Consider the following 25789-nt stretch of genomic DNA (forward strand, 5'->3'; position numbering starts at 1 on the left):
CCTCCGCGCTGTCGTCCTTGCGGTTTCCCATTGTGGGTCACGGCACTGACAACGCGGGGTCGCCACCCGTCACGGAGCGTCAGCGACGGCCGCGGCGGCGCCCGTCGTCGTCCTTCTCGTCCCGCGGGCCGAGCAGGTCGTCCGCGAGGGAACGGCCGTCCGCCCACTCCGGCCGGCGGCGCGACGAGCGGCCGGACTGCTGCCCATCGGCGTCGACTGGCGGCAGCTCGCGGGTGCGCTCACTGTCCGGGTCCGCGGCCGGGGCGGCTGGCTCGCGCCGGTCCTCGTCCTCCGGCCGGAACAGCCAGGACGGCACGCGCTCGGCCGGGTCCTCCGGCCGCTCGGGCGCCCGCGTCCGCGGCTGCGTCGGCTGCTGCGGCTGCTGCTGCTGGGACTGCATGCCCCAGGTGACACGCTGCTGCTGCACCGGCTGGGCCACCACGGGCCGCACCGGCGGCAGGACGGCGGTCTCGTCCTCGGCGCCGGAGAGCGCGGTGTTCGGGTCGTGCTTGTGCGCGACGGGCGCCTGCGCGGTCTCCGCGGCACCCGGCCCGGCGGCGGGGGCGGGCGTCTCGACGGTGGGGGCGTCGACGGCGCCGTGCGGAGTCTCCACCGTCGGCGCGTCCGCGGCCGTCGGAAGCTTCCGCGTCTCCTCCGCCGCCGGTGCACCGACGGTCTTCGGGAGCACCCGCGTCGCATCCGCATCGGCAACAGCGTCGGCAGCGGTGGTCCGGGGCTCCACGGTGGGCGCATCGGCAGCACCGCCCGGCGCCGGCGTCTCCACCGTCACCTCGTCCTCGGACGGCACGCGCAACTGCCGCGTCTCATCCGCATCACGCACCTCAGGCTTCTCGTGCGAGTGCGCACCCGGCGCCCGGGTCTCCACGGTCGGCGCGTCGCCCACGGGCGCATCCGCATCGGCGACCGCCCCGGCCTCCTCCGCCAGCCGCGCGCGCTCCGCGCGCAGCAGCGCCTCCTCGGCCCTGCGCTGCTTCTCCAGGCGGCGCTCCTCGGCCTCGGCGCGCAGCCTGGCCTCCTCCGCCGCCTGCTTGCGCAGGCGCTCCTGCTCCGCGGCGTGGGCGCGCTCCTCCGCCTCGCGGCGCCTGCGCTCCTCCTCCGCCTTGCGGGCGGCCTCCGCGGCCAGGCGCTCGGCCTCGAGCCGCGCCGCCTCCTCGCGCTCGCGGCGCTGCCGCTCCTCGGCCTCGGCGCGCTCCTTGGCGAGCTGCGCCTGGCGCTCGCGCTCCAGCCGCTCCTCCTCGGCCTTGCGGGCAGCTTCCTCCGCCTTGCGCCGGGCCTCCTCCTCGGCCTTGCGCCGCGCCTCCTCCTCGGCCGCCTTCCGCGCCTCCTCCTGGGCCTTGACCTCGGCCTCGGAGAGCGGGAGCAGCTGGTCGAGCCGGTGCCGCACGACCGTGGAGACGGCCTCCGGCTCCTGGCCCGCGTCCACGACGAGGTAGCGCGCGGGGTCGGCGGCGGCCAGGGTCAGGAACCCGGTCCGGACGCGCTGGTGGAACTCGGCCGGCTCGGACTCCAGCCGGTCGGGCGCCTCGGTGAAACGTTCGCGCGCAGTCTCGGGCGAGACGTCGAGCAGCACCGTCAGGTGCGGAACGAGGCCGTCCGTGGCCCAGCGCGAGATCCGGGCGATCTCGGTGGGCGCGAGGTCGCGCCCGGCGCCCTGGTACGCCACCGACGAGTCGATGTAACGGTCGGAGATGACGACCGCGCCGCGCTCCAGCGCCGGACGGACGACGGAGGCGACGTGCTCAGCGCGGTCGGCCGCGTACAGCAGGGCCTCGGCCCGGTCGGACAGGCCGGCCGACGCGACGTCGAGCAGGATCGCCCGCAGCCGCTTGCCGACGGCCGTCGCGCCCGGCTCGCGCGTGACGACGACCTCGTGGCCCTTGGCGCGGATCCAGTCCGCGACGGCCTGGACCTGCGTGGACTTGCCGGCGCCGTCACCGCCCTCGAAGGCGATGAAGAAGCCGGTCCTCGACGGGGCCTGCTCGGGGTCGCCGCCGCGCAGCACCTCCATCAGGTCGCGCCGGAACGGTACGCCGTGCCGGTCGTCGGTCTTGCCGAGGACGACGGCGGCGACCGGCAGCAGCAGGGCGCCCACGAGCATCAGCGTGAACGCCGCACCGCCGTGCGCGAACACGAAGCTGCCGCGCTCGATGCGGTGCGGCCCGATGACGGCGGCCAGCAGCGGCGCCGCTACGGCGCCCACGGCGACGGCGACGCGGACGACCGCGTGCAGGTGTTCGGTCGTCCGGGCCCGGCGGTCCTCCTCGGTCTCCTGGTCGAGCTGGGCGTGCCCGGTGTTCGCGACGATGCCCGCGCAGAACCCCGCGAACAGCAGGAGCAGCAGCACGGTCGTCGGGTCCGGCACCAGGCCGGCCGCCAGCAGCGCCACGCCCATCAGGGCCAGCGCGAGCACCAGCAGCCTGCGCCGGGAGAAGCCGGGCAGGATGCGCCGGGCGGAGCGGATCCCGAGGACGGGCCCGCCACTGAGCGCGAGGACGAGCAGCCCGAAGCCCACCGGGCCGCCGCCGAGGTCGGCCGCCTGGAGCGCGGCGACGCCGACGGCCGCGGCCACCGCACCCGCAATGGCCGCGCAGGCCAGCACGAGCACGGGCACCGCACCGGTGCGGCCCGTGTCGGCGCTCTGGCCGGAGCCCTTCCGGGGCCGGCGCAGCCCCTCCAGCGGGGAGTGCGCGCGGACGCCCTGCGCGGTGGGCAGTTCGAGGGAGTACAGGACGCCCGCGGAAGCCCCGAAGAGCCCGGCCGCGAGGTAGCAGGCGAGGGCCGGCTGGTGCAGGTGGAACCAGTCGATGCCGGAGCCGAGCAGGTTCTCGAGGAGCGTGACGACGACGAGCGCGGCCGCGGCGGCGGGCAGCGCGAGGAAGGTCGTACGGAGCGACAGCCGGCGCAGCGCGTCGAGGTGGTCCGGCAGCGGGCGGACGGCCGCGCCGCCGGGCGGCGGCATGGGGAGCAGCACGGGGGCCGCGCCGTCCTTGGCCACGGTCCACACCCGCTCGGCGACGCCGATCACGAAGGCGGTGGCCAGCAGCCAGGCGAGCGCCCGGTCGCCGGTCCAGTCGATCCAGGTGGGCGCGACGGCGAGCAGTGCGAACCGCACCCCGTCCGCGCCGATCATGGTCCAGCGGCGGTCGAGCGGGCCGTCCGGCGCCAGGAGCGAGGACAGCGGCCCGAGCAGGACCGCGCCGGAGAGCAGCGTCGCGAGCAGCCGCGCGCCGACGACGGCGGCGAGGGCGAGCGCTGCACCGCGGTAGCCGCCGCCCAGCGCACCCGTCTCGACGGCCGCCTGGAGCGACAGCAGCATGAGCACCAGAACGGCAAGGGCGTCTCCGGTGCTGCCTGCGGACTGGGCGGACCACAGCTTCCTGAGCGCGGGGATGCGCAGCAGGGATCGCAGGGCACGCTCGCGGGAGTCCTCGGCCAGCGCCCGGGATACGGGGTCGACCTGTGTTGGCTGCTCGGCTCGCGTCATCCTGCCAGCCTATCCGGAGTGCCCGAATCGCCGCCGTCCGCGAACGAACGCCTGAGCGAACATCACACAGGGCGTCCCACGGGACGGCTTGTGCACGAGGGCGGTGACCGGCCCACGGTCACCGCCCTCACCCGGACTACTCCGCGGAAGCCGACGCCGGCTCCGCCGCCGCCTTCTTCGCGGCGGCCGTGGTCTTCTTCGCCGCCGTCTTCTTGGCGGCAGCCGCCTTGGTCGTCGTCTTCTTCGCGGCCGTCTTCTTGGCCGCGGTCTTCTTCGCCGGGGCCTTCTTGGCCGTGGTGGTCTTCTTCGCGGCCGCCTTCTTGGCGGTCTTCTTGGCCGGGCCCTTGGCGCGCTTCTCGGCCAGCAGCTCGTAACCGCGCTCCGGCGTGATCGTCTCCACGTCGTCGTCGCGCCGCAGGGTCGCGTTCGTCTCGCCGTCGGTCACGTACGGACCGAAGCGGCCGTCCTTGACCACCACGGGACGCTCGCTGACCGGGTCGGTGCCCAGCTCCTTCAGCGGCGGCTTGGCCGCGGCGCGCCCGCGCTGCTTGGGCTGCGCGTAGATCGCCAGGGCCTCCTCCAGCGTGATGCCGAAGAGCTGGTCCTCGGTCTCCAGCGACCGCGAGTCCGTGCCCTTCTTCAGGTACGGGCCGTAGCGGCCGTTCTGCGCGGTGATCTCCACGCCCTCGGCGTCGGCGCCGACCACCCGCGGGAGGGACATCAGCCGCAGCGCGTCCTCGAGCGTCACCGTGTCGAGCGACATCGACTTGAACAGCGACGCGGTACGCGGCTTGACCGCGTTCTTGCCGGTCTTCGGCGTGCCCTCGGGGAGGATCTCGGTGACGTACGGGCCGTAGCGGCCGTCCTTGGCGACGATCTGGTGGCCCGACTCCGGGTCCCGGCCCAGCTCGAAGTCGCCGCTCGGCTTGGCGAGCAGCTCCTCCGCGTACTCGACGGTCAGCTCGTCGGGCGCCAGGTCGCCGGGCACGTCCGCCCGCTGGTGGCCCTCGGAGTCCTTCTCGCCGCGCTCCACGTACGGGCCGTAGCGGCCGACGCGCAGCACGATGCCGCTGCCGACGGGGAACGAGGACACCTCGCGGGCGTCGATCGCGCCCAGGTCGGTGACCAGCTCCTTCAGCCCGCCGAGGTGGTCGCCGTCGCCGTTGCCGGCGTCGGCGGCGCCGCCCTCGGGGCCCTCGCCGAAGTAGAAGCGGCGCAGCCACGGCACGGCCTGGGCCTCGCCGCGGGCGATGCGGTCGAGGTCCTCCTCCATGGAGGCGGTGAAGTCGTAGTCGACGAGTCGGCCGAAGTGCTTCTCCAGCAGGTTGACGACGGCGAAGGAGAGGAAGGACGGGACGAGCGCGGTGCCCTTCTTGAAGACGTAGCCGCGGTCGAGGATGGTGCCGATGATCGACGCGTACGTCGACGGGCGGCCGATCTCCCGCTCCTCCAGCTCCTTGACCAGCGAGGCCTCGGTGTAGCGGGCCGGGGGCTTGGTGGCGTGGCCGTCGGCGGCGATCTCCTCGGCCGTCAGCGCGTCGCCCTCGGTGACCTGCGGCAGCCGGCGCTCGCGGTCGTCCAGCTCGGCGTTCGGGTCGTCGGCGCCCTCCACGTAGGCCTTCATGAAGCCGTGGAAGGTGATGGTCTTGCCGGACGCGCTGAACTCGGCGTCCCGGCCGTCGGCCGACCGGCCGGCGATCTTGACGGTGACGGAGTTGCCGGTCGCGTCCTTCATCTGGGAGGCGACGGTCCGCTTCCAGATCAGCTCGTAGAGCCGGAACTGGTCACCGGTCAGCCCGGTCTCCGCGGGGGTGCGGAAACGATCACCCGAAGGACGGATGGCCTCGTGCGCCTCCTGGGCGTTCTTGACCTTGCCCGCGTAGGTCCGCGGCTTCTCCGGCAGGTAGTCGGCCCCGTAGAGCTGGGTGACCTGCGTCCGGGCGGCGGTGACGGCCGTGTCGGAGAGCGTCGTGGAGTCCGTACGCATATAGGTGATGAAGCCGTTCTCGTACAGCTTCTGGGCCACCTGCATCGTCGCTTTGGCACCGAAGCCCAGCTTGCGCGAGGCCTCCTGCTGCAGCGTGGTGGTGCGGAACGGGGCGTACGGGGAGCGGCGGTACGGCTTGGACTCGACCGAGCGCACCGCGAAGGAGGTGTCCGCGAGGGCGGCGGCCAGCGCGCGGGCGTTGGCCTCGTCCAGGTGCAGGACCTGCGCGGAATCCTTGAGCTGCCCGTTCGAGCCGAAGTCACGGCCCTGCGCGACGCGCCGGCCGTCGACCGCGCTCAGCCGCGCGGCGAAGGTGCCGGGGTCGCTGGCGTCGCCGCCGCGGCCGGATGGGGGTCCCCCCGCTCGAGCGAAGCCGAGAGTGGGGGAAAAGGTGCCGGTGAGGTCCCAGTACTCGGCGGAGCGGAAGGCGATGCGCTCGCGCTCACGCTCGACGACGAGGCGGGTGGCGACGGACTGCACACGGCCGGCCGACAGCCGCGGCATGACCTTCTTCCACAGGACCGGCGAGACCTCGTAGCCGTAGAGACGGTCGAGGATGCGGCGGGTCTCCTGGGCGTCGACCAGCTTCTTGTTGAGCTCGCGCGGGTTGGCGACGGCGGCCTGGATCGCGTCCTTGGTGATCTCGTGGAAGACCATCCGGCGGACCGGGACCTTGGGCTTGAGCACCTCCTGGAGGTGCCAGGCGATGGCCTCGCCCTCGCGGTCCTCATCGGTGGCGAGGAAGAGCTCGTCGGACTCGGACAGCAGGTCCTTGAGCTTCTTGACCTGGTCCTTCTTGTCCGTGTTGACGACGTAGATGGGCTGGAAGTCGGCATCGACGTTCACACCCAGGCGGGCCCAGGGCTCACCCTTGTACTTCGCCGGAACCTCGGCGGCCCCGTTCGGCAGGTCACGGATGTGCCCGACGCTCGCCTCGACGACGTATCCGGGGCCGAGGTAGCCCTTGATCGTCTTCGCCTTGGCAGGCGACTCGACGATGACGAGTCGGCGGCCGCCCTGTGCGGTCTCGCTGGTCGGGGACAACTTCGCTCTTCTTCCGGTCGACACTCGGTATGGGCGTTGCGGTGACGCTGCGGAGTGTGACGGTACATCCCGCCCCCGTGTCAAACGGAAAAAGCCCGCAACGCCACTCGAACGGTAACCCGACAAGCGTCCTGTCTGCCGCCCGGACCGTCACTCGACGGGTGTGACGGTGCCATCGCCGCCACGTCGTGGCTGGTGGGAAGGGGTGCGGCGGCAGTGCCCGGTGGGGTGCGTGTGGCGTTTCGCGGCAGGGGCCGGCGTCCTTGCCCGGGGGCTCGCACCGGCCCGGGCGGATGCCCGCGGGCGGCCGCGCGCCCCCGCCCGCTCCGGCAGCCTCCCCGCCCCGCCGCGCGCCGGACACGCAAACATGACGTGAACGCGACCCCTCCATCCGCCCGTCCCGTCCGTCGCGGCACTCCCGCCTCAGCCCTCCAGCGGCGTCAGGAATCCCTGCTCGACGAGCAGCCGGATGGCCTCGGGCGTCCGGTCCCGCAGCAGCACCGGGTCCTCGCCGAGCAGCTGGGCGATGGCGTCGAGGATGCGGCCGGCGCCGAGTGATCCGTCGCACACGCCGGCGAAGCCCGCGCCGACCGTGTCCACCTTGGTGGCCCGCCGCATACCGCGGTTCTGCCGGAGCACCACGTGCTCCGGATCCTCCGCGCCCGGCAGCCCGACCTGCTCCTGCACGACCTCCGGGGCCAGCCGGAAGCGGGTGGCGAGCAGGGCCGCGTCGTCGTGCGAGCGCAGGAAGTCCTGCCGCTCGAAGTGCGCCCGCACGGCGTCGCCCAGGGGCTGCTCGACGGGGTGCGGCCACTCCTCGGCGATCACGGACGGCTGCTCGGCACCCGTTTTGCGCAACGTGATCCAGCCAAATCCGATGCCCTTGGTCTTCCGGGCCTCGAACTCCTCCAGCCAGGCGTCGTAGCGGGCCGCGTACTCCTGCGGCGCGGCGCGGTGGTCGCCGGCGTCCCGCAGCCACAGCTCGGCGTACTGCGCGACGTCCTGCACCTCGCGCTGGACGATCCATGCGTCGCAGCCGCGCGGCACCCAGGACGCCAGCCGCTCGCGCCAGTCCTCGCCCTCCACGTGCTGCCAGTTGGCGAGCAACTGGCAGTAACCGCCGTCGTTGAGCCGGTCGGCGGCCTGCTGAACGAGGGTGCGGCACAGGTCGTCCCCGCCCATGCCGCCGTCGCGGTAGGTGAGGCGGGCGCCGGGGGAGATGACGAACGGCGGGTTGGAGACGATCAGGTCGAACGTCTCGCCGGCGACCGGCTCGAAGAGGGACCCCTGGCGCAGATCCGCCTCGGGGGCGCCGGACAGCGCCAGCGTGAGCCGCGCGATGTGCAGGGCGCGGGGGTTGAGGTCGGTGGCGGTGACCCGGGTGGCGTGCTGGGAGGCGTGCAGCGCCTGGATGCCGGAGCCCGTGCCGAGGTCGAGGGCGCTCGCGACGGGCGTGCGCACCGTGATGCCGGCGAGCGTGGTGGACGCACCGCCGACTCCGAGGACGAGCTCGGAGCGCTCCACGCCCTCCGGTCCCCCGGTGCCTCCGGCGATGCCGCCCGCGCCGCCGACGGCGCAGCCGAGGTCGGAGACGATCCACCAGTCCTGCCCCTCGGGACCGCCGTACGAGCGCACGTCGACCGTCGCCCGTACGAGGTCGCCGTCCTCGCGGACCAGCCAGCCGTCGGCGAGGCAGTCGTCCACGGGAAGGGCCGCGGCGGCCTGCCCGTAGGCGACCGTGCGCTGCAGGAGGAAGAGCCGGACCAGCGTCTCCAGCGGGCCGTCCCCGCGGGTGGCGCGCAGGGCGGGGACGGTTTCGCTGCGGGCGAGCGCGGCGTAGGCGGGGGCTCCGAGCAGGTCGAGGAGGCCGTCGGCGGTGAAGGAGGCGGCCAGCAGGGCGTCGCGCAGCCGGGCGGTGCGCGTGCGGTCGGCGGTGGGCAGGTGCGTACTCACGGACCCATTGTCGCGGGCACCACCGACAAAAGGCGAAACCCGGAGCGGGGTGGCGGCGGGATGCCCCAACCCCGGCCCGGGCGGCGCTACTTCATGCTCACTTCACGTTCACTTCTTGCTCGCCGACGGCGAGACCGAGGTCTTCTGGCAGCCGGGCTGCTTGGCCATCGCCTTGCCGACGTCACCGGACAGCAGGGTCTTGAGCGCGTCGTCGCTCTTGCCGCCGAGCTTGCCGATGTCCCCGGCGATGCCGTTCAGGCTCTCCGAGAACTTGCCCTGGTCGCCGGTGTCCAGACCGTCCACCCGCTTCTTCAGCCCGGCGTACGCACCCGAGAGGTCGTTGAGAGCCTTGACCGCGTTCTTCTGATTGGTCTCGCCGTCCTTGACGGGCGGAGCACCTGCGCTCTGCACGGCGTTGGCGAGCGCCTTGTACGCGTCCACGTTCGTCTGGAAGGCCGTCGAGTCGGTCTGCTGTGTCTTCTTCGGGTCGGTCTCGTTGGCGACCGAGCCGATGGCGGTGTTGGCGTCCTGGATCTTCTTCACCTGGGGGCCGATGCCGCTGCAGGCGGTCTTCGCCCAGTCGTCGAGTTTCTTGTTGCCGCCGTTGTCGCTGCTGCAGCCGGTCAGCGCCAGCACGAGTGCCGCCCCGCCGGACAGTGCAGCCGCAAGCTTCTTGTTCACCGGATTGGTCCCTTCGATGGCTCTCGGCCCCGGAACTTACACGTCCCGCCTGGAGGGGCTCCGAGCCGAGGGTGCGGTTGGCACCGTTTTGCTGCTGTTTGCACCACGATGTTCGTGGTGTTCGCCGCACCGCAACCCGAGAGCATGCAGACGGGCGGCCGGAGCGCTGCCGAGGCGCTCCGCCCGCCCGTATCCGCCGGCTCCTGTCGTTCCTGATCCGCCCTTAGGACACCACCGCCGGATCCACGGGCGTCTTCGCCGGCTCGGCGTTCCCGTCGTCGCCCACGGCCACACCGCGCCGCTTGGAGATGTACACCGCGACGACGATGACGACGATGGCCAGCACCGCGACACCGGCCCGCAGGCCCTTGCTGGCGTCGGCCCCGTAGGTGAACTTCACCACCGCCGGGGCGATCAGCAGCGCCACGAGGTTCATCACCTTCAGCAGCGGGTTGATCGCAGGACCCGCCGTGTCCTTGAACGGGTCGCCGACGGTGTCGCCGATGACCGTCGCGGCATGGGCCTCGCTGCCCTTGCCGCCGTGGTGGCCGTCCTCGACCAGCTTCTTGGCGTTGTCCCACGCGCCGCCGGAGTTGGCCAGGAAGACCGCCATCAGGGTGCCCGTGCCGATCGCCCCCGCCAGGTACGCGCCGAGTGCGCCGACCCCGAGCGAGAAGCCGACGGCGATGGGGGCCATGACGGCGAGCAGTCCGGGCGTGGCCAGCTCCCGCAGGGCGTCCTTGGTGCAGATGTCCACCACCCGCCCGTACTCCGGCTTCTCGCTGAAGTTCATGATCCCGGGGTGCTCGCGGAACTGCCGCCGCACCTCGTAGACCACCGAACCGGCCGACCGGGACACGGCGTTGATGGCGAGCCCGGAGAAGAGGAAGACGACCGCCGCGCCGAGCACGAGCCCGACGAGGTTGTTGGGCTGCGAGATGTCCAGGTTCAGCCCCAGCGCGCTGGTGTCGGCCTGCACGTCGTCGACGGCCGTCGCGATGGCGTCGCGGTACGAACCGAACAACGCCGAAGCGGCCAGCACCGCCGTGGCGATGGCGATGCCCTTGGTGATCGCCTTGGTGGTGTTGCCGACGGCGTCGAGGTCGGTGAGCACCTGCGCGCCCGCGCCCTCGACCTCGCCCGACATCTCGGCGATGCCCTGCGCGTTGTCGGAGACCGGCCCGAAGGTGTCCATGGCGACGATGACGCCCACGGTCGTCAGCAGCCCCGTGCCGGCGAGCGCGACGGCGAACAGCGCCAGCATGATCGAGGTGCCGCCCAGCAGGAACGCCCCGTACACGCTCAGCGCGATCAGCACGGCCGAGTAGACCGCCGACTCCAGGCCGACCGAGATGCCGGCGAGGACGACCGTGGCGGGACCGGTCAGCGACGTCCTGCCGATGTCCCTGACCGGGCGCCTGCTGGTCTCGGTGAAGTAGCCGGTGAGCTGCTGGATCAGCGCCGCGAGCACGATGCCGATCGCGACCGCGACGAGCGCGAGCACGCGCGGGTCGCCGGAGTGGTTGCGGATGGTCTCGTCGCCCAGACCCGTCAAGTCCGCGTAGCTGGACGGGAGGTAGGAGTAGACGGCCACGGCGACGAGAGCCAGCGAGATGACGGCCGAGATGAAGAAGCCGCGGTTGATCGCGGTCATCCCGCTGCGGTCGGCACGGCGCGGGGCCACCGCGAAGATGCCGGCCATGGCGGTGAGGACACCGATGGCGGGGACGAGGAGCGGGAAGGCGAGACCGCTGTTGCCGAAGGCGGCCTTGCCGAGGATGAGCGCGGCGACGAGGGTCACGGCGTACGACTCGAAGAGGTCGGCCGCCATGCCCGCGCAGTCGCCCACGTTGTCGCCCACGTTGTCCGCGATGGTGGCGGCGTTGCGGGGGTCGTCCTCGGGGATGCCCTGCTCGACCTTGCCGACGAGGTCGGCCCCGACATCCGCGGCCTTGGTGAAGATGCCGCCGCCGACCCGCATGAACATGGCCAGCAGCGCCGCGCCGAAGCCGAAGCCCTCCAGCACCTTGGGGGCGTCGGCCGCGTACACCAGCACCACGCAGGAGGCGCCCAGCAGGCCCAGGCCGACGGTGAACATCCCGACGACCCCGCCCGTACGGAACGCGATCTTCATGGCGCGGTGGGACACCACCGTCAGGTCCCGTGCTGGCTCGCCCTCGGCGGGCGTCGCCGCACGCGCGGCAGCGGCCACCCTGACATTGCTGCGCACCGCGAGCCACATGCCGATGTAGCCGGTGGACGCGGAGAACAGCGCGCCCACCAGGAAGAAGGCCGAACGGCCCCAGCGCTGCGTCCAGTTGTCGGCCGGAAGCAGCATGAGCAGGAAGAACACGGCCACGGCGAAGAAGCCGAGGGTGCGCAACTGCCGGGCGAGGTAGGCGTTGGCGCCCTCCTGTACCGCCGCGGCGATTCTCTTCATGCCGTCGGTGCCCTCGTCTGCGGCGAGCACCTGCCGCACCAGCACCACCGCCACCACCAGTGCCGCGAGCGCCACTGCGGCGATCACCATCACCAGGGTGCGGTTGCCGCGGGTCAGTTCGACCGCGAGGTTCTGAGCCAGATTCCGATGAAAGTCCACCTGTTCAGGGGTGAAGTGCCCCGCCATTCGTCCTCCTTGACGTTTGGCACATGGGCGCGCAGCCGGCCCGCGACCGCGGAACAGCCGCCACGCTCAGGCGTCCTGAGCTCAAGATGCACGGATTGTAGGGAGCATGGCGAGATCAAAACAGAGCGCGGCAAACGGAATGAGCCTGTACAGGACCGGCCCTCCGGGCTGCGCCGCGGGACGGGCCGAAGGGCCGCGGGGGATCGGGGGGAGGGCGAAAATCCGCTCCCCTCCACACCTGTTCTCCCTCGTCAACACCCGGAAAGCCCGGATACGACGGAGGCGGGAGGCGGGACGCCTGCAGAAGGACGAGGCCGGACTACGACGCCGGACTAGGACAGCGCGGGCGCCGGAGTCGTCGGCCAGCTCATCCGGATATGACCGCCCGTCTCGTCGGCCGACACCTCGACGTCGTCCACCAGACCGCTGATCACGGCGAGGCCCATGTCGTCCTCGCCCTCGGCGCCGCTCTCCTCCACGGCGGGAACCGCCGTCCCGGAGCCGGCGCCCGCGGAACCGGCCCGCGCGGCAGCCGTGGCCTCGACCACCACCACGTGCGGCGCATCGTCCGCGACCTCGATCGAGAACTTCTTCTCGTCCTCGATCAGCACCACCCGGACCGGGCTCGCGATCCCATGGCTGACGTGCAGCCCGACCGCGCGCGAGCACGCCTCACCGACGGCGAGCCGCACCTCGTCCAGCACGGCCTCGTCGACCCCGGCCCGGCGCGCCACCGCGGCCGCCACGAGCCTGGCGGTCCGGACATGCTCGGGAAGGGCACTGAAGAGCAGTTCGACGGTGGCCATGCCATCCCCCTCGGTGGTACGTGCCCTCTTTCCTTCTCCGGGAACAGGGCTGACTCGCGGGGGGACCCGGACCTGCCGGTCCGGAACCCCCGGCGCAACTGGGTCGTCGGGCGGCCGCGGACGGCCGCCCCGGCCGCCGGCGGTCACCGGGCCGCCGGCAGACCGCAGGGTCGTCAGTCGGTCGCCTGCACCGCGTCCTGGACCGAGGTGTGGATCGGGAACACCTTGGTCAGGCCGGTGATACGGAAAATCTTGAGAATGCGCTCCTGGTTGCAGACCAGCCGCAGCGAGCCCTCATGGGCACGCACCCGCTTCAGGCCGCCGACCAGGACGCCGAGCCCGGTGGAGTCGAGGAAGTCGACACCCTCCATGTCCACGACGAGGTGATAGCTACCGTCGTTGACCAGCTCGACCAGCTGCTCACGCAGCTTGGGCGCGGTGTACACATCAATCTCGCCACCGACCCGGACAACCGTACGGTCGCCTACGGTCTCGGTCGACAGGGACAGGTCCACGGATCCTCCAGCACCTTGCATCGAGCGGTCGCCCCCCATGGATCGGCAGCCGCGATGGCATTCAATCACTTACCGGCAGGCGTGCACGACGCCTTGGCACCATTGTCCGTCACGCCGGTGACACACTCGGTGTCGATGGCCAACGATCAACTCCCGCCGGAGGCGGGCGTACATCCCGCTCCCCGGACGGTCCTCGACCGACTCACCGCCGGGGCAGGCCGGGCTGCACGCATCACTCATACGGAGCACTTGCCCCCTCGTCCCGGACGTCATGCCCCCTGGCCCGAGAAGATCCGGCCGGAGGTGATCGACGCCATCCGGGCCGCCGGCATCGAGCGTCCCTGGGCCCATCAGGCGCGCACGGCGGAGCACGCCCTGCGCGGCGAGTCGGTCGTCGTGGCCACCGGAACCGCCTCCGGCAAGTCCCTCGCCTACCTCGCTCCCGTCCTCAGCACCCTGCTGGACGGCTCGGAGGCCCCCAACGGCCGGGGCACCACCGCGCTCTACCTCGCCCCCACCAAGGCGCTCGCAGCCGACCAGCGTCGCGCCGTACGCGATCTCGCCGCGCCCCTGGGCAAGGGCGTCCGGGCCGCCGTCTACGACGGGGACACGCCGGTCGAGGAACGCGAATGGGTGCGCCAGTACGCCAATTACGCGCTCACCAACCCGGACATGCTCCACCGCTCGATCCTGCCCTCCCACCCCAGATGGGCCTCCTTCCTGCGCGCCCTGCGCTACGTCGTCGTCGACGAGTGCCACACCTACCGCGGCGTCTTCGGCTCGCACGTGGCCCAGGTGCTCCGCCGGCTGCGGCGCGTCTGCGCCCGCTACGGCTCCGACCCCGTCTTCCTGCTCGCCTCCGCCACCGCCTCCGACCCCGCCACGGCGGCGGCCCGGCTCACCGGCGTGCCGGTCACCGGAATCACCGAGGACGCCTCCCCGCGCGGCGAGCTCGTCTTCGCCCTGTGGGAGCCCCCGCTCACCGAGCTCCACGGCGAACGGGACGCCCCCGTCCGCCGCACCGCCACCGCCGAGACCGCCGACCTGCTGACCGACCTCGCCGTCCAGGGCGTCCGCACGGTCGCCTTCGTCCGCTCCCGGCGCGGCGCCGAGCTCGTCTCCCTGATCGCCCAGGAACGCCTGGCCGCCGTGGACCGCTCCCTCCCCTCCCGCGTCGCCGCCTACCGCGGCGGCTACCTCCCCGAGGAGCGCCGGGCCATCGAGCGCTCCCTGCACACCGGCGAGCTGCTGGGGCTCTCCGCCACCTCCGCCCTGGAACTGGGCGTCGACGTCGCCGGCCTCGACGCCGTGCTCCTCTGCGGCTACCCCGGCACCCGCGCCTCCCTCTGGCAGCAGGCCGGCCGCGCGGGCCGGACGGGCCGGGGCGCCCTCGCCGTCCTGGTCGCCCGGGACGACCCCCTGGACACCTACCTCGTCCACCACCCCGAGGCGCTCTTCCGGCAGCCCGTGGAGTCCACCGTGCTGGACCCGGACAACCCCTACGTCCTGGCCCCGCACCTGTGCGCCGCGGCCGCCGAACTGCCGCTCACCGAGGCCGACCTGTCACTCTTCGGCCCCGAGACCCACAACCTCCTCTCTCAGCTGGAATCCCGCAAACTGCTCCGCCGCCGCGCCGCCGCCTGGCACTGGACACGCCGCGAACGCGCCGCCGACCTCACCGACATCCGGGGCGAGGGCGGCCGCCCCGTCCAGATCGTGGAGGAGGGCACGGGACGGCTGCTGGGCACGGTGGACGCGTCGGCCGCCCACACCACCGTCCACGAGGGCGCCGTCCACCTCCACCAGGGCCGCACCTACCTCGTGCGCCACCTCGACCTGGAGGAGTCCGTCGCCCTGGTCGAGCAGGCCGATCCGCCCTACTCGACGACCGCCCGCGACACCACGGCCGTCTCCGTCCTGGAGACCACCACCGAGATCCCCTGGGGGGACGCACGGCTGTGCTTCGGCTCCGTCGAGGTCACCAACCAGGTCGTCTCCTTCCTCCGCCGCAAACTCATCACCGGCGAGGTCCTCGGCGAGTCCAAACTGGACCTGCCGCCCCGCACCCTGCGCACCCGCGCCGTGTGGTGGACCGTCACCGAGGACCAGCTCGACGAGGCCCGCATCCACCCCGAGGCCCTCGGCGGGGCCCTGCACGCCGCGGAACACGCCTCCATCGGCATGCTCCCCCTCTTCGCCACCTGCGACCGCTGGGACATCGGCGGCGTCTCCGTCCCCCTCCACCCCGACACGCTCCTGCCGACCGTCTTCGTCTACGACGGCCACCCGGGCGGCGCCGGCTTCGCCGAACGCGCCTTCCGCACCGCCGCACGCTGGCTCACCGCCACCCGCGAGGCGATCGCCTCCTGCGAGTGCGACACGGGCTGTCCGTCCTGCATCCAGTCCCCCAAGTGCGGCAACGGCAACGACCCGTTGGACAAGCGGGCCGCCATCCGGCTGCTCACCCGCCTCCTGGCGGACGCACCGGCGGAGGACGGCGGCGAGGGCACTCCGCCCCCACCGCCGCCGGCACCGGATCAGCCGGGGTAGGCGGATCAACCGGCATAGGCCGGGCCCTCCGCCTCCGGCGGCCCCGCACGGGAGCGGACCCGCACCCGGTACGGCCCCGCCCGGGCCTCGGCCGCCACCTCGGCGAACTCTCCGACGACGGCGCACCGCACCACCGCCGCCTGCTGGGCGGCCGCGACCTTGCGGGCGAGACCGCAGGCCACGTCCTTGCCGAGCAGGGCGTGATCCGCCGCCGCGAGCGCGGCCAAGTCCGCCGCCCCGCCTGCACGGTGGCGGGCGACCACCGCCTGGCCCATCGCCAGCACCGCGGCGAGGACCACGCAGAACGCCGTCGCGGCGACCGCCAACCAGATCGAGGCCATGCCCCGGTCACCGAACCGTCTCCTCCGCAAGAGCCACCGCCTCCCCGCTCACCCGGACCGCCAGCGGACCGGGACCGGCCGCCCGGGCCTCGACCCGGACCCGCACCAGATCGCCCCGGCGCTCCACCCCGATACGGGCCCCCGCCGGTGCGGCCGACCTGGCCGCCGCGACGGCCACGGACGGCGGGTCGGACCGGGCCGCGGACCTGGCCCCCGCCCTGGCCGCATCCACGCACTCGATGTGCGCGGCGGCGGCCATCAGCCCCCAGAGCAGCGTCATGCCGAACAGCACCAGGGTCGGCAGTACCACGGCGGCCTCCGCCGTCACGTAACCACCGTCAGAACGGCGCATGGAGCGCCTTGCCGATCAGCGACTGCAGGGCGGAGCTGACCGCTCCGCTCGTCACCACCTTGTAGAGCACCGCCGCCAGCGCACACGCTGCCAGCGTTCCCACGGCGTACTCGGCCGTGGTCATGCCTGCCTCGGCCGCCTCCTTCATCCGTGCCCAGCGCCGTGACCACCACGACATCACCATGACTGCGTCCTCCTTGTTTGTTCTTGCTCGTCTTGTGTTTCTCGTCTGTCCTGATCCGTTTGTCTTCTTGCCTGTCCTGATCCGTACTTGGTCGATCCATTTCCGGCCGCTCTCCGGGATCCCGCGTCAACTCCCCTTCATGAGCCCGCCGGCCAGCCCGTACACCACGGGCACCACGCCGACTGTCAGGAAGGCGGGGAGGAAGCACAGCCCCAGTGGCGCCGTGGCCAGGACGCCCGCCCGGCGGGCGCGTATGCCGGCCTCGCGGGTCCGGGCTGCACGCAATTGGGCGGCCAGTCGCGACATGGGCTCCACGGCGGGCACGCCCGTCGCCTGGGCGCGCTCCAGGCAGCGCGCCAGCCCTCCGGCACCGGGAAGGCTCCCCAACCGCCCCCAGGCCACCGCCGGATCCCCGCCCAGCCGTACTTCCGCGGCCGCTTGGGCGAGCCGTTCACCCACCGGGCCGCCCAAGGACGCCCCGACGGCCTCTGCGGCTTCGCGAGGCCCGGCACCGGCGGCGAGGCAAGCTGCCAAGAGATCAGCTGCGAGGGGAAGTTGCCGCGCGATATCCTCAGCCGACACCTCATGCCCGGCCGACCGCCGCGCCTTCATCCGCCACCGCCACACGCCGTACGACGCAGCGACGCCCGACACACACCCGGCAGCACCCCCGACGAGGGCGAGCACGACAACTCCCGCACCCGCTGCGAGAAGCCCGTCACCGGTAGCCGCCCGCCGGGCCCGGACCCGCAAGCGGGCAACGGCACTTGACCGGCGGCCGTCTCCCCACAGCGATGCCGCCCGGCACCGCACTGCACGCCTGCCGCGGACCTCGTTCACCAGCACGGCGGCCCCGACCGCGGCCATGGCCAGCAGAATCGCAACTGCAGCGCACAGAAACAGGACTGCAAGCGGGGCAGCCGGCCCCAGGCTGCGGACGACTTCACCGATCGCGTCCTCGTTGCTCACGCCTCTGCTGATCGCGCCTCTACCGATCACGTCTCCGCTGATCACGCCTGTGCCGATCACGAGCGACCACCTCCCCCGGCCTCCCCGCCGGCGGACCGGACGATCCGCCCCGTCCACACGAGCCCCGCCCACTCCAGCAACCCTCCGAGCACCAGGCAGCCGAGCCCGGCCGGGGTGTGCAACAGCACCCGCAGCGGGGCCGCCCCGAGCGCCGCCCCCATGAAGAGGGCGAGCACCGGGAGGACGGCGAGCATCACCGCGGTCGATCTCGTGCCCGCCAACTGGGCCCGGAGCTCCTCCCTCTGGTCCCGTTCGGCAGCGAGGGCCGCAGCCACCCGCTCCAGCCCGGAGGCGAGCCCTGCTCCCCCGTCCACCGCGACCCGCCAGCAGGCCGCCACACCGTGCAGCCCCTGCGCCCCCGGACCGCTCCCGGCCTTGCGCAGAGCCCCCGGGACGTCCCCGCCGAACCTCGCGGCCGCGGGCACTGCAGCCCAACCCGGCCCGAGATCCTCGCAGTCGGCCTCCGCCACGGCCTCGCCGGGCTGCCTTCCGGCCCGCAGGTCGCCCGCGACGCTCCCGCACAGATCGATCACCGCGGCTTCCCGCGCCTCCCGTTCACGCTGCCGGGCGCGGGCGGCGAGCCACCTCCGCACCAGGGACACCGCCAACACCCCGGCCAACAGCGGGAGCACCGAATGCCCCAGCAGGGCCACCAGGCAGCCGAGCGGCAGGCACACCCACTCGCGCCTTTCCCGCCAGGCCCTGCGCAGACGCCTTTCCCCTTCACGAAGCCACGGCCACGGGGCGGGCCCCTGCGATCCGGCCGTGCCGCAGCTCGCGAAGAGGAGCCTGGCACGGCGCACTTCCCGGCCCGGCCGCGACAGGGCTCCGGCAGCCGCTGCCGCGCAGAGCAACGCTGCGCACCAGGACACGGCCTGCGGCGACACCACGGGGGCGGTCATGGCGCACCCCCACCGCGCTCGCACAACTCCGCCAACCGGGGCCATCCCGGCCCCCGTTCGAACTCTGCACGACCCCATACGGCTGCAGGGACGGTCGTCACGAAGCCGTTCCGGTCCCGGTCGAGCACGTGCACCTCCGCGATCCGTCTGCGCCCACGGCGGTCTCGGGCCAGGTGGATCACCACCGACAGCGCGGCCGCCAACTGGCTGTGCAGCGCTGCCCGGTCGAGCCCCGCGGTCGAACCCAGCGCCTCCAGCCGCGCGGGTACGTCGGAAGCGGCGTTCGCATGCACCGTCCCGCATCCTCCTTCGTGGCCGGTGTTGAGCGCGGCCAGAAGGTCCAGCACTTCGGCGCCGCGCACCTCGCCGACGACCAGGCGGTCCGGGCGCATCCGCAGCGCCTGGCGCACCAAATCCCGCAAGGTGACCAGACCGGTGCCCTCCTGGTTCGCCGGCCGACTCTCCAGGCGGACCACATGAGGGTGGTCCGGGCGCAGCTCGGCCGAGTCCTCCGTGAGCACGATGCGTTCGTCCGGCGCAACCAGCCCGAGCAAAGTGGACAGCAACGTGGTCTTCCCACTGCCCGTGCCCCCGCTGATCACGAACGACAGCCGGGCGGCCAACACGGCTTGCAGCAGCCGCTGTCCGCCAGGCGGAACCGTCCCCGCAGCCACCAACTCGTCCAAGGAGAAGGCGCGGGGCCGGACGACGCGCAGCGACAGGCAGGTCGATCCGACGGCCACCGGTGGCAGCACGGCGTGCAGCCGGGTGCCGTCGGGCAGGCGGGCGTCCACCCAGGGCCGGGCGTCGTCCAGGCGGCGCCCGGCGATGGCGGCGAGGCGCTGCGCGAGCCTGCGCACCGCCGCCGCATCGGGGAACGCCACCCCGGTCCGTTCCAGTCCTGCTCCGCGGTCCACCCACACCCGGTCGGGGGCGGTGACCAGCACATCGGTCACGTCGGGGTCGGCGAGGAGGGGTTCCAGCGGGCCGGCACCGGTCAGCTCGGAGCGCAACCGGGCCGCGGCACCGAGCACTTCGGCATCGCCGAGCAGCCGTCCCTCGCTCCGCAGGGCTTCCGCGACCCGGGCGGGGGTGGGCTCCAGCCCGCTCTCCGCCAGCCGCAGCCGTACGGCGTCCAGCAGGGCGCCCTTCATACCGGCACACCTCCGTCGCCGATCTGCACCGCGTCCCAGAACCGCGCGGAGAAGCGGGCCAGCGGACCTCGCGTGCTGCCGCCGGGAGGTCTGCCGGAGACCAGGGCCTGCGACAGGCCGGGCTCGGGCGGCAGTTCACCGGCCAGGCGCAGGCCGACCAGTCGCGCGATCTCGTCCCCGTCGAGTCCGGATCCGAACGGGCCACGGGCCACGACCCGGAGGTCGTCCAGCACCATGCCCACCGTCGCCGCCACGCTCCGGGCCGCCGCGACGGCACGCAGCTCCGCGGGCACCACGACCAGCCCCACATCGAGCTGTTCGAGGGCGGCGAGGGCGGCGTCGTCCAATCGGCGCGGCAGATCCACGACCACGACCCCACCGCGCCGCCGGGCCGCGGCGAGCACGGCCCGCATCGCGTCGGGCGGCACCACGGTGCAGTCGCCCCGGTCCCAGCTCAGCACCCGCAGGGCGTGCATCTCGGGCAGCGCCTCCTCCAGCGCCTGGCCCGCCACCCTGCCCCGCGAGTCGGCGAAGGCGGGCCAGCGGAGACCTTCCGCCCTCTCCCCTCCGAGCAGCACATCGAGCCCACCGCCCAGCGGATCGCCGTCGATCAGCAGGGTGCGCAGCCCCGCGCGGGCCGCGGCGAGGGCCAGGGCGCAGGCCAGCGTGCTGGCCCCGGCGCCTCCTCTGCCGCCGATGACCCCCACCGTGAACGCGGCGCGTCCCACGCCCTCCACGGCGTCGGCGATCCTGTCGACGAGCCATCTCTCGCCGTCGGGCAGCAGTGCCACATGGCAGGCGCCGATCCCGACGGCCCGCTGCCAGACGCCCGGATCGTCCATGTCCTTGCCGACGAGCACCACCGCGTCCCTCCGGCCGGCGGCGCCGAGCCGGCCGGCGCAGTCGTCGCCGACCAGGACGAGCGGCGAGGATTCCCAACTCGCCCGGCGCGCGGGCGTTCCATGGGCGACCTCGGGAACGGCCCCGGCAGCGGCACACAGCCGCAGCAGGTCGTCGAGCAGTCCTTCGTCCTCCGTGACGATCAGCGGCCCGTTCTGTCTGCCGGGCATGGAAGCGTGCCAATCGGATGTATGGGATCCGGTCACGGTGCCCTCCCCTCTCACTACGCGCTCTCGCATCCGCGGGCATCGCGGAAGTCGCGGGGAATCACCGTGCAGCGAACCGGGAAATCGTGTGGATCTTGGTCAAAAACTGTGGACAACTCAGCGGATGTGAATATCCCGCTCACCTATACCGGTGACTTCCGGAGAGCGGCGGTTTGATTACGCTGCGTCACGAGCACGAAGGGGGCAGGAGCGCCGTCGGACACGGCCGCACGAGGGGAGGAAGGCCCGATGGGGATGGACGAAACACATCCGGACATGCGACGACCCCCGCCGGGGGGGAGAGCGGGGGTCGTCCCCACGGCCGACTCGGGGGGGGAGGAGCCGGACCGGGTTAGACACGGTCGCGAACGATCCGTGACTTCCATGGTGTACCCGAGAGCCTTCTCAGGCAAACCCACACGCCTCAGCTTACGCCGAATGGAGGGCCCCTATGCTCGGCGGAGTGGAAAACCACTCCCTGCCCCGGACGGCCGCCTTCTTTGATCTGGACAAGACGGTCATTGCGAAGTCGAGCACGCTCACCTTCGGCAAGTCCTTCTACCAAGGCGGCTTGATCAACAGGCGTGCCGTGCTGCGCACCGCGTATGCACAGTTCGTCTTCCTGGCCGGCGGTGCCGACCACGATCAGATGGAACGCATGCGCCAGTATCTCTCCGGACTCTGCCGCGGCTGGAATGTCCAGCAGGTCCGCGAGATCGTCGCGGAAACCCTGCACGAGCTCATCGACCCGATCATTTACGACGAGGCCGCCTCGCTCATCGAGGAGCACCACGCGGCCGGGCGCGACGTCGTGATCGTCAGCACCTCGGGCGCCGAGGTGGTCGAGCCGATCGGCGAGCTGCTGGGTGCCGACCGGGTCGTCGCCACGCGCATGGTCGTGGAGGACGGCGCCTTCACCGGGGAGGTCGAGTACTACGCCTATGGGCCCACCAAGGCCGAGGCCGTCAGGGAGCTCGCGGAGTCGGAGGGCTACGACTTGGCGCGCTGCTACGCCTACAGCGACTCGGTGACGGACATCCCCATGCTGGAGTCGGTGGGCCGTCCGCACGCCGTCAATCCCGACCGGGCCCTGCGCCGCGAGGCCGTCGCCCGCGACTGGCCCGTCCTCACCTTCAGCCGGCCCGTGCGGCTCAGACAGCGCGTGGCCTCCCTGGCCATGCCTTCGCGACCAGCGCTGGTCATGGCCGCGGCGTTCGGTGCGGCCGCCGCCACCGCAGGTCTGGTCTGGCTCGCCGGCCGCCGCCGCAACTACCCGCCCGCTTTGCCTGGATTTGGCAGCAAAAGCAAAGAACTGTGGCCCGGACTTCCGCTTCTCCGGCGACAGGAGTAGAAAGGACTTGACGGCCCGCGAGACCAGGGACATCCGGGAGGACGCCCTTCACGCACCAAGGCCCCACGGACCGCGCACGAACGTCGGGCACCCACGCGACGCCGACCCGTCGATTACGGGCCAGCCGCACCAGGTGACGGGCGAAGTCCCCGACCTGATGGGCAAATTTCGTGCACGCATGGTAACCCGGCGGACGTGCCAGCGGCGGTACCAGTGCAGGACCGGTACCGCCGCAACCCTGTGCACAGGCGCACCACGGCACGCCCCTTCGGAAGCCCGTCAGGCGGCGCCCCGCTGCAGCGCTTCGCAGACGGCCGTGCTCTCCCGCACCCCCAGCTCCACCGCCCGTCCACAGTGGGCGATCCAGGCGGCCACGCCCTCTGGCGTTCCGGACACGTACCCTTCGAGCGCCGTCGTACAGGCCTCGCGCCCCAGTTCCGCATGGCCCACCTCGGCCGGGCAGACGGCCTTGGGGTCCAGCCCGCTGCCGATCAGCACGATGCGCTCGGCCGTCCTGGCCACCAGGCCGTTGTACGACCCGAAGGGCCGCAGGGCCAGCAACTCGCCGTGCACCACGGCCGCCGTGACCAGCGCCGGCGCCTCGCTTCCCGCGATCAGCAGACCGGCCAGCCCCTCGAGCCGGCCCGACACCTCGTCCGCATCCGGCAACGGCAGGCCGATCAGCGGCTCGTCGACGGGCTCCCCGGCGAACCGGGGCCGCCCCACCCGCGCGTCCGAGGCGTCTCCGCCTGCGGCCACGAGATGCAGCCGGGCCAGCACGCGCAGCGGCGACTGCCGCCACACGCTGAGCAGTTGCCCCGCCTCGGCGGTCAGACGCAGGGCGGCACCCACCGTGCGCGGTTCGCCCTCGCCGCCGAAGTCGGAGCGGCGGCGCACCTCTTCGAGCGCCCAGTCCGCGCCGGACAGGGCCGCGGAGCCGCGCGCACCGCGCAGCGCCGCTTCGGAGGTGATCTCATTGCTGCGGCGGCGCATCACGCGATGCCCGTACACCCGGTCCACCGCCTTGCGCACGGAGTCCACGGAGTCGGCAACGCCGGGCAGCGAAGCCAGGGCGGCGAGCGGGTCGGCTGTCGTACTCATGGGCAAAACCCTACGCACTTCGGACTCACACCCCTCGAACGAGTGGTCTTCTTCACTCGCGACTCTCACACCGCGCGTCCCCGCGCCTACGCTTGGTGAATATGAAGATCGCTTTCGTAGGGAAGGGCGGCAGCGGGAAGACCACGCTGTCCTCGCTCTTCATCCGCCATCTCGCCGCCGCCCACGCCCCCGCCGTCGCCGTGGACGCGGACATCAACCAGCACTTGGGCGCGGCGCTCGGACTCGACGAGGCGGATGCCGCCGCGCTGCCCGCAATGGGCGCGCAGCTTCCCTTGATCAAGGCCTATCTGCGGGGCACGAATCCGCGGATCGCCGTCGACACCATGATCAAGACCACCCCGCCCGGCGAGGGATCCCGGCTGGTGCGCATCGGCGAGGACAACCCGGTGTACGAGGCGTGCGCCCGCCCTGTACGGCTGGACGAGGGCGCTCCGGTCCGGCTGATGGCGACCGGACCGTTCACCGAGTCCGACCTCGGTGTCGCCTGCTACCACTCCAAGGTCGGCGCGGTCGAGCTCTATCTGAACCATCTCGTCGACGGCGCCGGCGAGTACGTCGTCGTCGACATGACGGCCGGCAGCGATTCCTTCGCCTCGGGAATGTTCACCCGCTTCGACATGACCTTCCTGATCGCCGAGCCCACGCGCAAGGGCGTCTCCGTCTACCGCCAGTACAAGGAGTACGCACGGGATTTCGGGGTCCGCCTGAAGGTCGTGGGCAACAAGGTGCAGGGCGGTGACGACGTGGACTTCCTGCGTGAGGAGGTCGGGGACGACCTGCTCACCACGTTCGGCCACTCCGACTGGGTCCGGGCCATGGAGAAGGGACGCCCGCCGCGCTTCGGCCTGCTCGAAGAGGCCAACCGGCAGGCCCTGGGCACGCTGCGCGCGGCGGCCGACGCCACGTACGAGCAGCGCGACTGGCAGCGCTACACGCGCCAGATGGTGCACTTCCACCTGAAGAACGCGCAGAGTTGGGGCAACGCGAGGACAGGTACCGATCTGGCGGCGCAGGTCGATCCGTCCTTCGTCCTGGACGAGCGGATCCTGGCTACTCCGCAGCCCGCCTGACGCCCGCCCTCCTCGCCTTCTCGTCGGAGTCGTCCCTCTTGCCGGCGTCCTTCCCGGACGCCTTGCGGGCGGAGGCGTGCGAAGCGGCAGGCCGGTTGCCGAGGAACCGTCCCCATCCCTTCTTCGGTGCCTCGCCGACATCCAGGGTGCGCAGCTTCGCCAGCACTCCGGGGTCCTGCACGTCGAGCCAGTCGGCGAGTTGCTTGAACGACACGCACCGCACGCCCTTCTTCCCGCAGACCGTCTTGATGACGCGCTCCACGGCGTGCATGTACGTTCCGCCGTTCCAGGACTCGAAGTGGTCGCCCACGAAGAACGGGGCACGGTTGCCTCGGTAGGCCCGGTGGAAGCCGGCGAGGAGACCGCCGCGCATCTGGTCGCCCCACTCGTCACGCAGGGAGGGGTCGCCCTTGGTGATTCCGGACTGGTTGGCAAGGAAGTTGTAGTCCATCGACAGTGTCTCGTAGTCCTGGCCGGGCACCGGGATGTCCTGGAGCGGGAAGTCCCAGATGCCGTCGGCCCTCCGGGGCCAGACCTGCCGACCGCCGATGGAACTGGCGTCGTAGCGGAAGCCCATGGCCCTGGCCGCGGGGATGAGGTTGTGCTGTCCCTCCAGACAGGGGGCGCGGCCGCCGACGAGTTCCTTGCTGTAGTCGAACGGCAGGGGCGGCTCGCCCCGCAGGCCGGTGTTCGTCTTCCACCTCTTGACGAAGGACTCGGCCTGCCGGATCTCGCTCATCCACTCCTCGGTGGTCCAGGTGCCGACCCCGCCGTCGGAGCCGCAGAAGTGACCGTTGAAGTGTGTGCCGATCTCGTTGCCCTCCAGCCAGGCGCCGCGGAGCTGCCTGACGGTGTCCCTGACGCCTTTGATGTCGCCGAAGCCGATGTCGGACGCGCCGGCGGCGTGCCTGGGCGGGTCGTACAACTCCCTTTTGTCGGCAGGGAGAAGATAGACGCCGCTGAGGAAGTACGTCATGGTCGCGTGGTACTTCCTGCCGACCGCGCGGAAGCGGGAGAACAGCTTCTGGCCGTCCTCGCCGGATCCGTCCCACGAGAAGACGACGAACTGCGGCGGCTTTTCACCGGGTCCGAGGCGACGAGGCTTCGGCTGCCGGGGCTGGGGGCCGGTCTCGGCGGTGGAGCCGTCGCCGATGAGCCGCGAAGGGCGTTCGACCGCATTCGGCACGGCTGCCCCCTCGTCCGGCCCCGCGTCGCCGCGCGTTGTCCCGGAACAGCCGGACGCCCCGGTCGCCAGCGCCAGAGCGGCGAGGCCGCCCAGCGCGAATCTCCATGCAGCCGCCATCGGCGCACCTCACCCTTCGGCCGGACCGGCCGATCCGGCGCTCGGCCCGTCACGCGGCGCCAACGTCACACGAACCGAGGAGAGAGAAAAGTATGACAAGCCGAAGAACATACGGATTCACGCGTTAGAGGGAAGGTCGCCCGCCTTGCTCCGCTCGCCCTTCCGCCAGGCCTTTACTCTCCATTACGATTCATTTACTGAGAGTTGA

19 protein-coding genes are annotated in these 25789 nt (G+C 72.3%); 3 read left to right on the plus strand and 16 right to left on the minus strand.

Annotation, left to right across the window (positions count from 1 at the left end):
• Positions 1–79: 79 nt before the first annotated feature.
• The 7 genes from tmk to bldG form a co-directional block, all read right to left on the minus strand.
• Complete coding sequence (tmk, locus tag ACLHRZ_RS24015) at positions 80–3505, minus strand: dTMP kinase (RefSeq protein WP_490420557.1); 3426 nt, start codon at positions 3503–3505, stop codon at positions 80–82.
• A gap of 136 nt (positions 3506–3641) precedes the next feature.
• Positions 3642–6536, minus strand: a complete 2895-nt coding sequence (gene topA / locus ACLHRZ_RS24020; protein ID WP_490420558.1) for a type I DNA topoisomerase — start codon at positions 6534–6536, stop codon at positions 3642–3644.
• A 423-nt stretch (positions 6537–6959) separates the two neighbouring features.
• Entirely contained in the window at positions 6960–8489 is a 1530-nt protein-coding gene (locus tag ACLHRZ_RS24025) for a DUF7059 domain-containing protein (RefSeq protein ID WP_490420559.1), read from the minus strand.
• Between the two features lie 108 nt (positions 8490–8597).
• Positions 8598–9170 (minus strand): small secreted protein, encoded by a 573-nt coding sequence (locus ACLHRZ_RS24030; protein ID WP_490420560.1) that lies wholly within the window; start codon positions 9168–9170, stop codon positions 8598–8600.
• 223 nt (positions 9171–9393) lie between these two features.
• Entirely contained in the window at positions 9394–11796 is a 2403-nt protein-coding gene (locus tag ACLHRZ_RS24035) for a sodium-translocating pyrophosphatase (protein ID WP_490420561.1), read from the minus strand.
• 332 nt (positions 11797–12128) lie between these two features.
• Positions 12129–12602 (minus strand): ATP-binding protein, encoded by a 474-nt coding sequence (locus ACLHRZ_RS24040; RefSeq protein ID WP_490420562.1) that lies wholly within the window; start codon positions 12600–12602, stop codon positions 12129–12131.
• A 173-nt stretch (positions 12603–12775) separates the two neighbouring features.
• Positions 12776–13117 (minus strand): anti-sigma factor antagonist BldG, encoded by a 342-nt coding sequence (bldG, locus tag ACLHRZ_RS24045; protein WP_490420563.1) that lies wholly within the window; start codon positions 13115–13117, stop codon positions 12776–12778.
• A 54-nt stretch (positions 13118–13171) separates the two neighbouring features.
• On the opposite strand from bldG, the gene ACLHRZ_RS24050 reads away from it, so the two are divergent.
• Entirely contained in the window at positions 13172–15667 is a 2496-nt protein-coding gene (locus ACLHRZ_RS24050) for a DEAD/DEAH box helicase (protein ID WP_490420564.1), read from the plus strand.
• Between the two features lie 5 nt (positions 15668–15672).
• On the opposite strand, the gene ACLHRZ_RS24055 is transcribed toward ACLHRZ_RS24050, so the two are convergent.
• From ACLHRZ_RS24055 to ssd, 7 genes are all read right to left on the minus strand, one after another.
• Positions 15673–16008 carry an Rv3654c family TadE-like protein gene (locus tag ACLHRZ_RS24055; RefSeq protein ID WP_490420565.1) on the minus strand — a complete coding sequence of 112 codons (336 nt, stop codon included), beginning with the start codon at positions 16006–16008 and terminating at the stop codon, positions 15673–15675.
• Positions 16009–16015: 7 nt separating this feature from the next.
• Complete coding sequence (locus ACLHRZ_RS24060; RefSeq protein ID WP_490420566.1) at positions 16016–16360, minus strand: TadE family type IV pilus minor pilin; 345 nt, start codon at positions 16358–16360, stop codon at positions 16016–16018.
• The gene (locus ACLHRZ_RS24065; protein ID WP_490420567.1) at positions 16347–16544 is read right to left on the minus strand and encodes a DUF4244 domain-containing protein; all 198 of its coding nucleotides are present in this window, start codon (positions 16542–16544) and stop codon (positions 16347–16349) included. Before ACLHRZ_RS24065 ends, ACLHRZ_RS24060 begins: the two co-directional genes overlap by 14 nt.
• Before the next feature lie 126 nt (positions 16545–16670).
• Entirely contained in the window at positions 16671–17411 is a 741-nt protein-coding gene (locus ACLHRZ_RS24070; RefSeq protein WP_490420614.1) for a type II secretion system F family protein, read from the minus strand.
• Between the two features lie 158 nt (positions 17412–17569).
• Entirely contained in the window at positions 17570–18250 is a 681-nt protein-coding gene (locus ACLHRZ_RS24075) for a type II secretion system F family protein (protein ID WP_490420568.1), read from the minus strand.
• A gap of 221 nt (positions 18251–18471) precedes the next feature.
• On the minus strand, positions 18472–19629 hold the full coding sequence (locus tag ACLHRZ_RS24080; protein WP_490420569.1) for a TadA family conjugal transfer-associated ATPase: 1158 nt from the start codon (positions 19627–19629) through the stop codon (positions 18472–18474).
• Positions 19626–20699 carry a septum site-determining protein Ssd gene (gene ssd, locus ACLHRZ_RS24085; protein WP_490420570.1) on the minus strand — a complete coding sequence of 358 codons (1074 nt, stop codon included), beginning with the start codon at positions 20697–20699 and terminating at the stop codon, positions 19626–19628. The genes ACLHRZ_RS24080 and ssd overlap by 4 nt, the downstream gene beginning before the upstream one ends.
• 487 nt (positions 20700–21186) lie before the next feature.
• On the opposite strand from ssd, the gene ACLHRZ_RS24090 reads away from it, so the two are divergent.
• A complete protein-coding gene (locus ACLHRZ_RS24090; protein WP_490420571.1) occupies positions 21187–22086 on the plus strand; it encodes an HAD family hydrolase in 900 nt (299 codons plus the stop codon).
• Between the two features lie 279 nt (positions 22087–22365).
• On the opposite strand, the gene ACLHRZ_RS24095 is transcribed toward ACLHRZ_RS24090, so the two are convergent.
• Positions 22366–23187, minus strand: a complete 822-nt coding sequence (locus ACLHRZ_RS24095; RefSeq protein WP_490420572.1) for a Fic family protein — start codon at positions 23185–23187, stop codon at positions 22366–22368.
• 101 nt (positions 23188–23288) lie between these two features.
• On the opposite strand from ACLHRZ_RS24095, the gene ACLHRZ_RS24100 reads away from it, so the two are divergent.
• Positions 23289–24278, plus strand: coding sequence for an ATP-binding protein (locus ACLHRZ_RS24100; protein WP_490420573.1), 990 nt, complete (start codon positions 23289–23291; stop codon positions 24276–24278).
• Here ACLHRZ_RS24100 and ACLHRZ_RS24105 read toward each other — a convergent pair.
• A complete protein-coding gene (locus ACLHRZ_RS24105) occupies positions 24259–25581 on the minus strand; it encodes a polysaccharide deacetylase family protein (RefSeq protein ID WP_490420574.1) in 1323 nt (440 codons plus the stop codon). The two genes, ACLHRZ_RS24100 and ACLHRZ_RS24105, sit on opposite strands and share 20 nt — an antisense overlap.
• Between the last annotated feature and the right edge of the window lie 208 nt (positions 25582–25789).

Source organism: Streptomyces sp. AM25, assembly GCF_058146165.1.